Origin of the sequence: Vibrio crassostreae 9ZC13, from assembly GCF_000272045.2 — a bacterium.
Classification (GTDB): Bacteria; Pseudomonadota; Gammaproteobacteria; order Enterobacterales; family Vibrionaceae; genus Vibrio; species Vibrio crassostreae_C.
This window is the reverse complement of sequence record NZ_AJYZ02000019.1, coordinates 1345476-1359593: the sequence shown is the minus strand read 5'-3', so window position 1 is coordinate 1359593 and position 14118 is coordinate 1345476. Positions and strand designations below refer to the sequence as shown.

The window sequence follows — 14118 nt, the reverse complement described above, 5'->3', positions numbered from 1 at the left end:
CCGAATGAAGCCGTGGTTTGGCTGCCAGTGATTGGGCCAGTGGCTACTTTAACGCCATCAAAGTAGATGTTGTACGTGTTTCCTGACGTTCCGCTCCATTGGTTGAACTTAACGTCGACTTTTGCTTTGTCGTGATATTTAACCATCTGGTTGTAGCCAGAGGTGGTTTCCATCGCGAGTTCAATTTTAGAAAATTGCAGGTTGTTGGAACCGTACATGTCGATGCTAGGTGCTGTTGGAGCAGCTAATGCTGTACCAGATAGCGCTAGAGCAATGCTTGCAGCACAGGTATTTATACGAATCATACTATTTCTCTCATTCCTTGAAGATTACGAGAACCCAATGGCCCCATAAACGGCTCCAATCAGTTTTGAAGGAGCTTCCCAGTCAGTATTCGAGAGAGTTTTAATTTCATAACTGAAAATAAATCCGTTTTCGATGGACAACTAAAAAATTGTATCTTGTTACAATTCTGTTGCTTAATGAATGAGAGGCTGAGTCCATGTTTTATAAAATAAAACATCCTTCAGTAGGAAAATCTCACAAGTGAAAATTCACGACATGAAGTTATGAAAAGGTGCGACAAACTATAAGAAAATACTGTGGATTGAAGCTGAATCACAAAGTGAAGTATGTTGAGCGAGCGGGGTCGATCGACGGGTAAACTTGAAGACGAATGCTTATGGCAGTATGGATAAGAGGGTTATCTTTTGAATTGCTCAGCTAAGGAAGCGCGTCGTTGTTGCATGACACTATGGGTATCACCAGTCGCAGTATCTTCGTAGCCTTCTTTAATAAATTGCTGAGATGGTACGCTTGGCTCTAATCGCTTTAAGCGAGGCGAATCGTAAGTACCACTGATGGTGTAAACGGTGGTTCCAGAGCCAGTATTGATCGTGACGATCTTCCCGTCAAAATCGAATGAGGTAGTGATAAGACGATGATTCATCATCACACCGTTTTCTGAAAGTGTCAGGATGTCGGTGTTGTAAGGTGGCGCCGCAATCTCTATCCATGTGCCATAGACGTTGCTTGGGCTGACAGATTGCTGGTGGGCTTGGTAAGCAAAATAGCCGGCGGTGAGGGCAACCATAAAGCCAGCTAATAGGAAGCCGTAGAGTAACGAGTTGGCAAATAGATCTCTGCTTTTAGTCGGCTTTTTTGCCATTATCTCTTCATTTTTCGACTGATATTGTTTTAGATTCTATTAATTAAAACCTTAGTTTGCAAAAATTGTTCTAAGAGTTAGAAGCAGGATCGAATGTTCTAATAAATGTGGTTGCGTTAGTGGTTTTTAGCCTTGCTCCTCAGTATTTACGCTATCAATGAAAGCGAACTCCAGAAATGCTTAAGCTATGCGTATTTATTTCTTGTAGGAAAGTCTCGAATTGGTTAAAACAATTATCACCTAAATTTACGCATAGGCTTACTCGGTGAGCTCAATAATTGCAATTTGAAGATAACAAGGAAGTACAATGATTAAAGAAAACACATACTTTGAAGGTGGCGTTAAGTCGTTAGCGTTTAACCAGTCTGGTGCTGATGTGAGTGTTGGTGTAATGGCGGCTGGTGAGTACACGTTCGGTACTGCGGCTCCAGAAAAGATGACCGTTGTTAAAGGTGCTTTGATTGTAAAGCGTGTTGGTGATGATGACTGGACGACATACCAATCTGGTGAGTCTTTTGACGTTGCGGGTGACTCTTCATTCGACCTACAGGTAAAAGAAGCGACTGCTTACCTATGTGAGTACTTGTAATCAGGTCTAAATTTGTTCAATCAGGCATCGTTTGTCTCTGATTTAATAGAAAAAAACCACGCTCTAGGAGCGTGGTTAAATAAGTGATAGTAACCGGCAGTGGATAGTGTCACTTGTTTTTGTAGTCATCAAATGGATGACCAAATCGTTGTTCGTTGCAAAATCTCTTCAACCTTCAAAGCTCAAAGCCAAGACATCAGTAAGTCTCAAACACACCGTTGTTGTAGTCTTGAATTGTCTGTTTAATCTCTTCCATCGAGTTCATGACAAACGGACCATAGTGCACGACAGGTTCATTAATCGGCTGACCAGAAAAAATCAGTACACCTGAATCTTCTAGGCTTTCTAAAGACAACAATTCAGCTTTGGTGAGCAGGGCAAGTTGACTTTGGTTGATCACTTTGTCGCCGATCTTAATACTGCCTCGGTACACATAAGTCATGGCATTGTGATTAACATTAGTCCCTAACGTGACTTTTTGCCCAGAATGAGAGCGCCAATCCGCAACGCTTAATGGCACACCTGTTTTCTGTAATGGACCCTGCGCTCGTAAAGCCTCTGAATCCTTGTCAGTTTGGTTGTACAGTTCAAACCCTCCGGCAATCATTCTCAACAAACCACTTTGTTCACTTTGATGTTCCGCGATGCTTTCATTTTGGAAGTCGTGATATTGCGCTGGCTGCATTTTGTGTGCCGCAGGTTGGTTTATCCAAATCTGAAAACCATGCAGTGCGCCTTCTTCCATCATTGGCATTTCGCTGTGAATGACACCACGGCCTGCGGCCATCCACTGTGCGCCACCGCTGCGCAGCTCTCCAACATTCCCCATATGGTCTTTGTGTTGGAAGTGACCTTGCAGCATGTAAGTGAGCGTTTCTATCCCACGGTGAGGATGTGGAGGAAAGCCGCCAACATAGTCTTTGCTTTCATCCGACTTCAGTTCATCAATCATTAAAAATGGAGAGAAACGTGCGTTATTAAAACCTGCGAGTCGTTGGATTTTGACGCCATCACCATCTGAGGTGGCATGTGCTGTAATCACATGATCTACTGCTCTTACATTCGTCATTTTGAAACCCTCATAAACTTGAATAGCTGTAGTTTATGTAATTTGATTTAAAAAGAAGATGGCACAGCGTTGAGTGACTTATTCGAAAATCTTGAACAGGTAACAATATGAAATTATGTCTATACTCAATAGAGAGTATATCGCCAAGGAGGCCGCTATGGCAGTTCAGCAAAAACATGGCGAAAGGCATGGTCGGATAGGTTTTGATAACGACTTTACAACGGAGCAAAGCCAGCGCTTTACAGAGGTTGCAAACAGCGCAGTTAAACGCCGCGTGAAAAAACGTGAGATAGAAGCGCCGTTTATTCAGTCAGCTAAGCAAGCCGCTTTTAAAACCGTGGTGAGGCGACCTAAAGGGAATAACCCAAACCGAACACGTCAAGTCATATGGATTATTATGATCGGGTTAGTGAGTCTTTGGCTTATGTACCTTGCAGGTTAGCAGCGCCGCTCCGTTATAGGAATGGCTAGCGTTGGCGCGTTTTTAATAGCGTAACATTGTTCCCTTCGATCTTCGCTTCAAAGCAATCTTCAAGTTCAGATGAATCCGGTGCTGAGCTAACAAGGCTCGTTGGTAGTTCTTCTATCAGGGTCGATACTGGGTTGTCGTGATAATAAGCATATCGGTTTTTTCCTGAATGCTTGGCAACATACATCGCTTTATCAGCACATCTCGTCAGCTCATGTAATTCTTGGGCATCTTGCGGATACAAAGCAACCCCAACACTTAACGTCAATTCCTTGATTCTCTCGTTTGTTTGGCAGCCGCTTTCGAACAGCCCGCAGATCCTATCTAGAATGCCGTCTAGATCTTTACGAGTTGGCACATCGTAGAGCATCAGAACAAACTCGTCTCCAGCAAAGCGCGCGATGGAATAATCGTATTCATGGCTTTTTCTGTCTCTGGTTCGAATGTTGTTGCTCAAGCGATTGGCAAAATGCTGTAAGACACTGTCTCCCACATCGTGCCCGTAGCTGTCGTTAATGCCTTTAAAGTCATCTATATCCAAAAAGACCAATGCCGTAAGTGATCGCTCACTATCCACTGTCGCAAGCTTTTCTACAGCCCAGCGCTCAAAGCTCCAACGGTTGGCCAATCCGGTAAGTTGGTCTCTGTAGGCGAGATCTTCAATGCCTTCTTTATAAAGGCGTTGGATATAACTGACGGCTTTTGTGTAGTAATAAGCGGACGTGTGACACACCAAGCTCATGGTAAACAGGCTAAGAATAAACCGATGTGTGCTGTTAAATGGCAGAGAAAAGTTATTGGGCATTGCCGTAATTAAGGTGCTGATAAACAAACAAAATGAGGTGCTGAAGATGATTCCAATTCTGAAGTCATTGATAAAAATCACCGCCGCCAGAATAGGGTAGAGCCAAAGAATTCGGTCAGGAATGGCGTGACTGTACAAAAATAGGATGACCCCTTGAACCAGTAAAACACCGCTCAGGATCAATTCTGAATACTCAGGGTTAATGACTTTTCTTACGTAAAATGCATTGGAGATAGCGATAAGTGCAAAACACAGTTCGAAAACCGACAGCGTGTAATGTTGGCCTTGGAAGTAAGCCCAAGTGTAGAAAATGAATAACGCAGCGGCAGTCAGTGAAAAGGAGTGAACAATTTTTTGCTTGCGGGTGGATCGTATGTCCGCCATTTCTTCTAGGTGCCTGCCGACGAGCCTTTTCATGTGATCTGTGCCAAAGTTTTTGATAATGGTGTTAATAGTAGATTAAATAACAAGCTATGCAGAGGCTTAGATGTCTATTTAGTGTGACTACTATCAAGGTTTCATATGAAAGGCTGTTCAATCAATTCCAAATAGTGATGTATATCACCGATGGTGCTGGTCATCTCTAGAAGATTAGATTTAAGCATCAAACTTGTAACCGTTGTTTGATGTTTATCTACTTGCTTTCCAGAGAGTTACTCCACATAGTTTGTAAACGACCAAAATTAAGAAAGGCTCATTATGTTAATTACCTTTAGTTGTAAAGCTCATGCTAGTGTCACGATGTTTGGTGAAGTCGGCCTCCAGTTCATCAAGATGCTTGGGCATAGCGGCTCCATCCCAGGTGCTATGGATGCTTCAGAGGTTCCTCAAGCTCTGGATAATCTACGTGCTGCTATTGCAGCAGAGCAGAGCAAGTCCGTAGAGCATGAAAATACTGATGACGACAATGAAGAAGAGGTGGTTGAAGCGCCTGTTAATATCGGTAGTCGAGCGTTCCCACTGGTTGAATTATTAAAAGCTGCCATCAAAGATGAATGTGAAGTAATGTGGGAAGACGGTAGCGGCAAGCGACTGTAGTACGATTCACGCGAAACGTAACAAGCCTATTGAATCTATTTTAATCAGAATGAATGCTGAACCAGTATCGGACACACCATGACCATGGAGTTTTATGGTGATGAACCGATACTGGTGTTTTTTTAATGAAGTAATCCATTCGTTTCTGTTTATTTACAAGGTTCGTCAGCCCTGAAATGAGTGACTTTTGTTATCGTAATATCAATCCATAACAGACCGTAAACAAAGTGATGCTGTTCACGCTTTCTTGACTCCCAATTCTGAACTAAGAATTTTTCCTAGTTATTCTAAGACCCTCTCTCATGCGGTCGATTTTTAGACTCCTTATTATTTCACGGTCAACTAACAAACAATGTATGGCCGCAATTATGCCGTGCAGACCTCACAAAAAATAAGAGAGTTCACAATGTTAAAGTTCCTAGATCAGGTTCGAAAACCGACGCTGGATCTTCCGGTCGAAACTAGAAGAAAAATGTGGTTTAAACCATTCCTACAATCTTACCTCGTCGTGTTCATTGGTTATCTAACCATGTATTTGATCCGTAAGAACTTCAATGTCGCGCAAAACGACATGATTTCTACTTATGGATTATCGATGACGGATCTAGGTCTTATCGGTCTGGGTTTCTCTATCACTTACGGTATCGGTAAAACCGTCGTTTCCTATTATGCCGATGGTAAAAACACCAAGCAGTTCCTGCCATTCATGCTTGTCCTTTCTGGTATCGCTATGTTGGGCTTCAGCTTCAGTATGGGCGGTGGCAGTGCTAGCTTATTCTTGATGGTTGCCTTCTATGCGTTGAGTGGTTTCTTCCAAAGTACCGGCGGTCCTTCAAGCTACTCGACCATCACTAAATGGACGCCTCGTAACAAGCGTGGTTCTTATTTAGGCCTTTGGAATATGTCGCACAACGTGGGTGGCGCAGGTGCCGCTGGTGTTGCTCTGTTCGGTGCTAACTACCTTTTTGATGGCAACGTGATCGGTATGTTCGTGTTCCCATCAATCATTGCGATTGTGGTTGGCTTTATTGGTATGCGCTTTGGTAATGACTCTCCAGAAGCCTATGGTCTAGGTACGGTTGAAGAGTTGTTTGATGAAGAAGTCAGCGAAGAAGATACGGCTGCTGAAGAAAATCAAATGACTAAGAAAGAGATCTTTGTTGAATACATCCTGAAAAACAAAGTGATCTGGTTGCTCTGCTTCGCGAATATCTTCTTATACATTGTTCGTATCGGTATCGATCAATGGTCTACCGTTTATGCGTATCAAGAGCTAGGTCTATCAAAAGAAACCGCGATTTCAGGCTTCACTCTGTTTGAGGTTGGTGCACTGGTCGGTACGTTAATGTGGGGTTATCTGTCAGACCTTGCGAACGGACGCCGTGCTTTGGTTGCTTGTGTATCGCTTGGCCTGATTATCGTTTCGCTAGAGTTCTACCAGCATGCAACCAGTGAGTTCATGTACCTAGCATCACTGTTTGTGCTTGGTTTCCTAGTATTTGGTCCTCAGTTGCTGATTGGTGTTGCTGCAGTAGGTTTCGTGCCTAAGAAAGCAATCAGCGTTGCGGATGGCGTGAAAGGTACATTTGCTTACTTAATTGGTGACAGCTTTGCCAAACTTGGCCTAGGTATGATTGCAGACGGCACACCTATTTTTGGCTTAACGGGTTGGAAAGGCACGTTCGCAGCGCTTGATACGTCAGCTGCCATTTGTATCGTGTTACTGCTATTCGTTGCGGTTGCGGAAGAGAAGAAGATTCGCCACGCTAAGAAAATACACTTAGCGTCTCAAAACGCGTAGCGAGTCTCACGTGCTTTATTGGTTTAAAGCACGTGAGATCATACCAATCGTTAGTTCGATTCAGTATCATCTCTATTAATAAACTTAATTTTAGATAGCTCCTGTTGGGGCTATTTTTCTTTCTTACTCTTAATTTTGGTTAATATCATGATTAATGTTGCGCTTGTTGATGACCACGTCATTGTTCGATCTGGCTTTGCTCAATTACTCAGTCTTGAAGCTGATATTACGGTCGTGGGGGAATTCAACTCTGCGGCAGAAGCGCGCCTAGGATTGCCAAGTTGTCACCCTGATGTCGTGATCTTAGATATCTCAATGCAAGACGAAAGTGGCCTGAGCTTATTGGAAGAGATTCCATCTGGCATTGCCAGCATCATGTTGAGCGTTCATGACTCGCCGGCGATGGTTGAGAAGTCATTAGAGTTAGGAGCCAAAGGTTATCTCAGCAAGCGCTGTAGCCCTGATGAGTTAATCCAAGCCGTACACACGAGCGCAAATGGTGGCTGTTATCTCACGCCCGATATCGCCATAAAGCTTGCGACGCCCATGAAGAATAAAGCCTCTTTAAATCAGCTCACCCGCAGAGAAAGCGAAGTGTGTCAGTTATTGGCGACAGGGCTCGATGTAAAATCTATTGCCGTAGAGCTAGGGGTTAGCCATAAAACGGTGCATGTACACCGTGCCAATGCTATGGACAAACTCAATGTTAAGAACAACGTCGAGTTAGCTAAATTGTTTACACAAGACCAGTATTAATGCGTTCTTACCTAGCCACCTCCCTGTGTGGGGTTTTTATGGCTGGTTGTGCATGGTTCTGTTTGTGGGTTATTGCCTTCTATTTTATTAATGACCCTGAGTTAGCCATTCTGCTTTTCCCGTTTTCACTTCGATTGGGAATGACGCTGCACACTCGCACTCACTATTGGCCTGCTATCTATATTGCCGAGTGGGGGCTTGCGATCGCTTTAGCTCTGCTGCTTGATGAACCCCAATGGCTGACGATACTCATCGCCAGTGGATTGAGTATTCCTGCCACGCTAATTGCCAAGCGTTATTATTCTGGTGACCAGAATCGTCACTTGTTAGTGATGGCGAGCTTAATCATGGTCACAGCATTTATTAACGTTGCCGTGGTGGGTTCTCATGTTTCTGCTGTTTACATGGTGTGGTTGGTGAGTATTACTGGCGGACTGATGCTGGTGCCGATGTGTTATCTGGTCTGGAACTATCTATTCCAAAACAAGTGGGCACCATTGAGCTCTTACTTAATCAATAATGTCGTTGAGTTCAAAATCCGTCATATTGCTTTATATAGCGTGTTGTTGGTCGCCAGTATTTTGATACAAACCAGTTTGCCTGATGAGCTAAGGCGCTTTGCCCCGTTCTGTATGGCGATCCCTATTATCTTGCTCGCCGTTCGTTATGGATGGCAAGGTGCTCTGCTTGCAACAATGTTAAATAGTGTCGCGTTGATTGCAGCCCACAGCGGAACATCCAAACTCGAAATTACCGACTTACTCTTGTCTCTATCTGCTCAAACCATCACAGGTATACTGCTTGGTTTAGCGGTTCAAAAGCAGAAAGATCTCAACTCCAAATTGCGAAGTGAACTCTCCAGAAATCAAAACCTTTCACGTCAGTTAGTTACCGCTGAAGAGTCGGTTCGTCGTGATATTGCGCGTGAACTGCATGATGAAATCGGCCAAAACATCACGGCAATTCGTACTCAGGCAAGCATTATTAAACGTGTCGACGCGGCTGAGATGAGCGTTCGCTGTGCGGGTACCATTGAATCATTATCTTTGAATGTTTATGACACCACCAAACGTCTACTTACAAAATTAAGACCTAAGATGCTGGACGATCTGGACCTAAAAGATTCCGTGGAACAGCTTATTCGAGAGATGGAGTTTTCGGATCACGGCGTTGATATTCAGTTAAATTGGCAAGGTGATTACTCGTGTTTGAGTGACACGCTTAAGGTCACTATCTTCAGGCTGTGCCAAGAATCTCTAAACAATGCCTCTAAATACGCCAACGCGAGCGAAATCAGAATTGAACTGCTTTTAGGTGACCAGGCTTATCTTCAGATATCAGATAATGGCATTGGTTTTACAGCGCAAGATCTTCTCAAAGGAATGGGTGTTCGCGGTATGCAAGAGCGTGTTCAGGCGCTCGGCGGCAAGATGACAATCAACGCTAATGGCTCATCTTCGGGTACCAATATCAGCGTTACATTACCTAAAGTGTGAGAACGAATATGTTTGGATTTCTGCGCTCAACAACGTCAGAGAGTGATGCTCTAACTGATGATGAGGTCAATCAGAGTTATCGCTATTGGCGCCTTCACATCATGATAGGAATGTATGTCGGCTATGCGGGTTTTTACTTCACTCGTAAAACCTTTAATTACGCCGCGCCTGCAATGATCACCGATCTAGGTTTGGACAAAGGCGATATCGGCTTAATTGGCACGCTCTTTTATCTTTCTTATGGCTTATCGAAATTTATCTCAGGCACGATATCGGATCGGTCGAACCCTCGTTACTTCATGGGGCTTGGCCTAATCGCGACTGGTCTGATAAACATCGCGTTTGGCTTTTCGAGTTCGTTAGCGGCTTTTATCTCGCTATGGGTATTGAATGCATGGTTCCAAGGTTGGGGCTGGCCATCGTGTTCCAAGTTATTGACGACTTGGTATTCTCGCTCCGAAAGAGGCTTTCGCTGGGCAATCTGGAATACAGCGCACAACGTTGGTGGAGCGCTTATCCCTATTCTTGTGGGTTATCTAACGCTGCAGTTCAGTTGGCGAGCTGGGTTTATCTGGCCGGGTGTGATTGGTGTTTTTATCGGTCTTATTATCTGCTGGCGCTTACGTGACAAGCCCACCACCATGGGACTTCCGACGGTAGGGAAGTGGCGCAGTGATCACCTGGAATTAGCGCAAGAGAGCCATGGGCAAGGGTTAAGCTATCGAGAGATCCTGAAAACCTATGTGTTCAGCAATAAGTACATTTGGTTGCTCGCCTTTAGTTATGTGTTGGTTTACATCGTAAGAACGGCAGTTAACGACTGGGGCAATTTATACCTCACCGAAGAACACGATTACAGTTTGATCAACGCCAACGCTGCCTTGTCTCTGTTCGAGATAGGAGGTTTTGTTGGTTCACTTGTTGCTGGGTGGGGATCGGATAGGTTGTTTGGTGGCAACCGAGGCCCGATGAACATCTTGTTTGCGATTGGCATCTTCCTTTCGGTTTCGGCTTTATGGCTTATGCCTTTAACCAACTTTGTGTTTCAAGCGGCTGGGCTATTCTGCGTTGGCTTTTTTGTTTTTGGCCCTCAAATGCTTATTGGCATGGCGGCGGCGGAATGTTCACATAAAGACTCTGCCGGGGCAGCGACAGGTTTTGTTGGCTTGTTTGCTTATATGGGAGCAGCACTTTCTGGTTACCCATTAGCGCTCGTTCTAGAAGCTTACGGCTGGAGTGGGTTCTTCATTACCATCTCTACTTGTGCGGCCGTTATTGGCTTGCTGTTACTGCCTTTCCTACAAGCTCAATCACCTCAGAAAAGTGCAGAAGCTCGCTCTGGTTTTTAAGGAACGATAACAAGATAGTCACTAGTGTTTGTATTCAGATGCTTGTATCGCTGCTGTAATCAGTGCGATACAAGCCGCTATCTTATTCTCAGCGCTTTCTACTCGTGATATTCAAATGTGACTATTTTCACGCTTTTCATCGGTCTCACCTGTTTCTAAGAATTTTTCCTATTGCGTCTAAGACCTCATCTCATGTGGGTTCTAGCCGAGCTCTGTAGTCTTTCTAATTATTTACGTTATTAGAAATCAGCTCTCTGAATTGTGTTCAAAGGGCTCACTACGGAAAACGCCATGTCACTCAGCCACCTCTCAGAACACTCATTTTTCCCAATGGAAAACACCATCCAAAATTATGCATGGGGGAGCATTTCTTCGATACGTGAACTGTTTGGCTTTAAGAATGAGTCACAAGAGCCGCAAGCGGAAGTTTGGATGGGAGCGCATCCGAAAGGTTGCTCAATGGTCAAGCTGGACCAACATTTAGTGCCTCTATCTGAGCTGATTAACAAGAATAAATCGGCCTACCTATCAACCGATATTGCGCAGGCGTTTGGTGAGCTACCATTCTTATTTAAGATCTTAGCGGCAGAAAAGGCGCTGTCGGTTCAGGTGCACCCAAACAAGCGACAAGCTGAAATTGGCTTTGCGAGAGAAGAGCAAGCAAGAATCCCTCTAACCGCAGGGCATCGTAACTATAAAGACTCAAACCACAAGCCTGAATTGGTTTACGCGGTCACTGAATACCAAGCGATGAATGGCTTTCGAGAGTTCGATGAAATATTAGGTCTGTTCAGAAAGTTAGATTCGAGCGAGCTGGCTAGTTTGGTTGAACAGTTTGGCAATAACCTTGATTCTCTAGGTTTAGAGACGTTTTTCCGCGATCTATTAACGTTGAATGAACAACGTAAACATCAAGCATTAGAGCAACTTCTGACTTACGCGGCTGCTCATCAAGACCAAGCGGAGTTTGCTTTGGTTATTGAGCTTAGTCATCAGTATCCAAACGATATTGGTCTATTTTGTGTTCTGCTGCTTAACTTGATCACATTGAACCCGGGTGAAGCGATGTATTTGAATGCGAATACTCCGCATGCTTACATTAAGGGAACTGGGCTCGAGATCATGGCAAATTCAGACAACGTTTTGCGAGCAGGTTTAACGCCAAAGCACATTGATGTCGCCGAGTTGGTTGCCTGTACAGAGTTCAAACCGATCCCGTTTGAACGCTTGTTGTTAGCGCCCTCAAAGTTAGGTCAATGTGATCGCTATGATATTCCTGTCAGTGATTTTGATTTCAATATCTTTCATCGCCCAAAGCAAGAAGAAGTCATCACAAGCGGTGCTGAAATTTTAATGGCGATAGATGATGATTTAACGTTAATGAGTCAGAAAGGTGAACACCTAACACTCACCAAAGGGCAATCGGTATTTATCCCAGCTTATATTGGTCATTATGTACTGAGCAGTAATGGGCGAGTGGCTAGGGCGTTTAATTAGAGATGGTGTTTGTGGTATAGATTGAGCTCCATCCCCACAAAATCATCATCTCCTTCATCAACAACGTGATAGCCAAGCGATTGATAAAAGTTAATAGCACGAGCATTACTTTTAAAACTCGATAGAGTGACTTGACTAAGTTGCTCTGCCATAGCTTTTTTATGTATGAGAGTCATGACTTGCTTGCCAAGCGAACGGCCTTGGTATTGAGGGAAAATGATCAGCAGATGAATATGGTATGCGTTGTCATAAGGCTTAAAGCAGACGAGTCCTACTCTCTCATTTTCGCGATATACCCAATGAAACCAAGATGGATGGTATTCGTTTAAAAGTCGTAGGCGTTGGAAGTTGTCATCCCAGCCGAAAACGTCATCTACGTGTATGAAAAGACCTTGTTTAACACACGCAAACAGTTCTTCGAATTCAGAATTTGAAACGAGCTGGAGTTGTATATTCTCTTCTTTCATTGCCACTTTGCTTCTTTATCAAACGCCTTTGAATAAGCAAACAGTAACATAACTGAAGAAGCCGAATTAGCTTAGATTTGCGAAGTGATGAAACCAAAAAGCCATGCGTGATGCATGGCTAAGAATAAAGTCTTGGATTGATTTTTCTATACGATCTTAAGCGCGTGATGGCGTGTGAGCTGTTTGTGTAGCGAGTCTTTTAGCTCCATGCGTTCTACTTTGAGGTTGTGCATGCTGTCGTCATCGATAGGGCTGCCAGAGATTTCTAGCTGACGGATGTCGTAGTCGAGTTGGTGGTATTTCTGCATGTCTGCTTTGAATTTTTCGTCGTCGTGGTTGAGCTGAACAATGTCTAATTTAAGATCTGGGAAATCTAAGATAAAGGCATGGTTTTCATTGAGCATTGGCACTTCCTCTCTAGTCGAATTATTAACAGTATAGAAGTAATTTTTCGAAAGAAATGTGGTTCAAAACACAAAGCCGTAAAGCGATCAAAAAACGGCGCAAACTCGTGGGATTATCCTCGAAATTGCGCCCTTTTGTATGTATATAGCTAACTATTTATAGTTATATGTTTAGAACTATAAGAGTTTAAAGCAGAAAGTTTACTTTGCTTTCTTACCAGAGCGTTGCTGCTCTTTGTGTGCAAGCTTCTCTTTTTTGCGTTGCTCGATAAGGTGAGCAGCTTCGCCGCCTACGTGGGTTTCGCCACGAGCATTCGACAGTTGAACTTGCTTTTCACGTTCACGGAAACGGGCTTTCTGCTCGTCGCTGTGCTTATCAATACACTTAGGGCAGCTTACGCCTTTCTCGAAGTGTTTAGAGGCTTTGTCTTCGTCAGTGATTGGCAGGCGACACGCGTTACACACATCGTAACCGCTCTTTTCTAGCTGGTGGTTTACTGCAACTCGACCATCAAATACGTAGCAGTCGCCTTCCCACATACTCTCTTCTTCAGGTACCTCTTCTAGGTACTTAAGAATGCCGCCTTCAAGGTGATAAACCTCATCAAAGCCTTGTTCTTTCATGTAGGCTGTTGATTTTTCGCAACGAATACCGCCAGTACAGAACATCGCAACTTTCTTGTGCTTCTTAGGATCAAGGTTGTCTTCAACGTACTGAGGGAATTCACGGAAGGTTTCTGTGTTTGGGTTTACAGCATTTTTGAAGGTGCCGATGTCCACTTCGTAGTCGTTACGAGTATCAACCAGAATCACATCAGGATCAGAGATCAATGCGTTCCATTCGTTTGGTTTCACGTAAGTGCCGACAACGTGGCGTGGGTCGATGCCCTCAACGCCCATGGTTACGATCTCTTTCTTAAGCTTAACCTTGGTGCGGTTGAATGGTTGTTCTTCGTTGAACGACTCTTTGTAAACAACATCAGCCAAGCGAGAATCTTGTTTGAACCATTGAAGAAGGGCGTCGATAGATTCGCGCTTACCTGCAACGGTACCGTTGATGCCTTCACTCGCAAGTAACAAAGTACCGCGGATTTGGTTGGCTTCTAACACGTCGGTTAGTGGCTGGCGAATTTCTTGGTAATCATCAAGTGCTACGAATTTATACAGAGCACATACAACATATTGAGACATGGTTTTTCCTTTCTGCGAG

At 44.0% G+C, this 14118-nt stretch carries 15 protein-coding genes; 8 read left to right on the top strand and 7 right to left on the bottom strand.

Annotated elements, in window-relative coordinates:
- Both A136_RS07210 and A136_RS07205 read right to left on the bottom strand, forming a co-directional pair.
- A partial coding sequence (locus tag A136_RS07210) for a chitinase N-terminal domain-containing protein (RefSeq protein WP_017065064.1) occupies positions 1-305 on the bottom strand: 305 nt, incomplete at its 3' end.
- A gap of 398 nt (positions 306-703) precedes the next feature.
- Entirely contained in the window at positions 704-1168 is a 465-nt protein-coding gene (locus tag A136_RS07205; protein ID WP_017065063.1) for a DUF2850 domain-containing protein, read from the bottom strand.
- 307 nt (positions 1169-1475) lie between these two features.
- On the opposite strand from A136_RS07205, the gene A136_RS07200 reads away from it, so the two are divergent.
- Complete coding sequence (locus A136_RS07200) at positions 1476-1757, top strand: pyrimidine/purine nucleoside phosphorylase (RefSeq protein WP_017057600.1); 282 nt, start codon at positions 1476-1478, stop codon at positions 1755-1757.
- Positions 1758-1953: 196 nt separating this feature from the next.
- On the opposite strand, the gene A136_RS07195 is transcribed toward A136_RS07200, so the two are convergent.
- Complete coding sequence (locus A136_RS07195) at positions 1954-2826, bottom strand: pirin family protein (protein ID WP_017065062.1); 873 nt, start codon at positions 2824-2826, stop codon at positions 1954-1956.
- Between the two features lie 157 nt (positions 2827-2983).
- On the opposite strand from A136_RS07195, the gene A136_RS07190 reads away from it, so the two are divergent.
- On the top strand, positions 2984-3268 hold the full coding sequence (locus A136_RS07190; protein ID WP_017061541.1) for a hypothetical protein: 285 nt from the start codon (positions 2984-2986) through the stop codon (positions 3266-3268).
- 25 nt (positions 3269-3293) lie between these two features.
- Here the strand turns inward: A136_RS07190 and A136_RS07185 are convergent, their stop codons facing one another.
- Positions 3294-4484 (bottom strand): GGDEF domain-containing protein, encoded by a 1191-nt coding sequence (locus A136_RS07185; RefSeq protein ID WP_017065061.1) that lies wholly within the window; start codon positions 4482-4484, stop codon positions 3294-3296.
- A gap of 315 nt (positions 4485-4799) precedes the next feature.
- On the opposite strand from A136_RS07185, the gene A136_RS07180 reads away from it, so the two are divergent.
- From A136_RS07180 to manA, 6 genes are all read left to right on the top strand, one after another.
- A complete protein-coding gene (locus A136_RS07180; protein ID WP_017061543.1) occupies positions 4800-5138 on the top strand; it encodes a DUF1840 domain-containing protein in 339 nt (112 codons plus the stop codon).
- Positions 5139-5544: 406 nt separating this feature from the next.
- Complete coding sequence (gene uhpT / locus A136_RS07175; RefSeq protein ID WP_017061544.1) at positions 5545-6939, top strand: hexose-6-phosphate:phosphate antiporter; 1395 nt, start codon at positions 5545-5547, stop codon at positions 6937-6939.
- A gap of 147 nt (positions 6940-7086) precedes the next feature.
- On the top strand, positions 7087-7695 hold the full coding sequence (gene uhpA / locus A136_RS07170) for a transcriptional regulator UhpA (RefSeq protein ID WP_017061545.1): 609 nt from the start codon (positions 7087-7089) through the stop codon (positions 7693-7695).
- On the top strand, positions 7695-9191 hold the full coding sequence (gene uhpB / locus A136_RS07165; RefSeq protein ID WP_017065060.1) for a signal transduction histidine-protein kinase/phosphatase UhpB: 1497 nt from the start codon (positions 7695-7697) through the stop codon (positions 9189-9191). The genes uhpA and uhpB overlap by 1 nt, the downstream gene beginning before the upstream one ends.
- Positions 9192-9199: 8 nt before the next feature.
- A complete protein-coding gene (locus A136_RS07160) occupies positions 9200-10540 on the top strand; it encodes an MFS transporter (RefSeq protein ID WP_017065059.1) in 1341 nt (446 codons plus the stop codon).
- Positions 10541-10831: 291 nt separating this feature from the next.
- Positions 10832-12037, top strand: coding sequence for a mannose-6-phosphate isomerase, class I (gene manA / locus A136_RS07155; protein WP_017065058.1), 1206 nt, complete (start codon positions 10832-10834; stop codon positions 12035-12037).
- On the opposite strand, the gene A136_RS07150 is transcribed toward manA, so the two are convergent.
- From A136_RS07150 to A136_RS07140, 3 genes are all read right to left on the bottom strand, one after another.
- Positions 12034-12489, bottom strand: coding sequence for a GNAT family N-acetyltransferase (locus A136_RS07150; RefSeq protein ID WP_029235277.1), 456 nt, complete (start codon positions 12487-12489; stop codon positions 12034-12036). The two genes, manA and A136_RS07150, sit on opposite strands and share 4 nt — an antisense overlap.
- Before the next feature lie 161 nt (positions 12490-12650).
- Positions 12651-12908: a YdcH family protein gene (locus tag A136_RS07145; RefSeq protein ID WP_009846137.1), complete on the bottom strand. Its 258-nt coding sequence runs from the start codon at positions 12906-12908 to the stop codon at positions 12651-12653.
- Positions 12909-13109: 201 nt separating this feature from the next.
- Positions 13110-14099, bottom strand: a complete 990-nt coding sequence (locus A136_RS07140; RefSeq protein ID WP_017065056.1) for a rhodanese-related sulfurtransferase — start codon at positions 14097-14099, stop codon at positions 13110-13112.
- Positions 14100-14118: the final 19 nt, after the last annotated feature.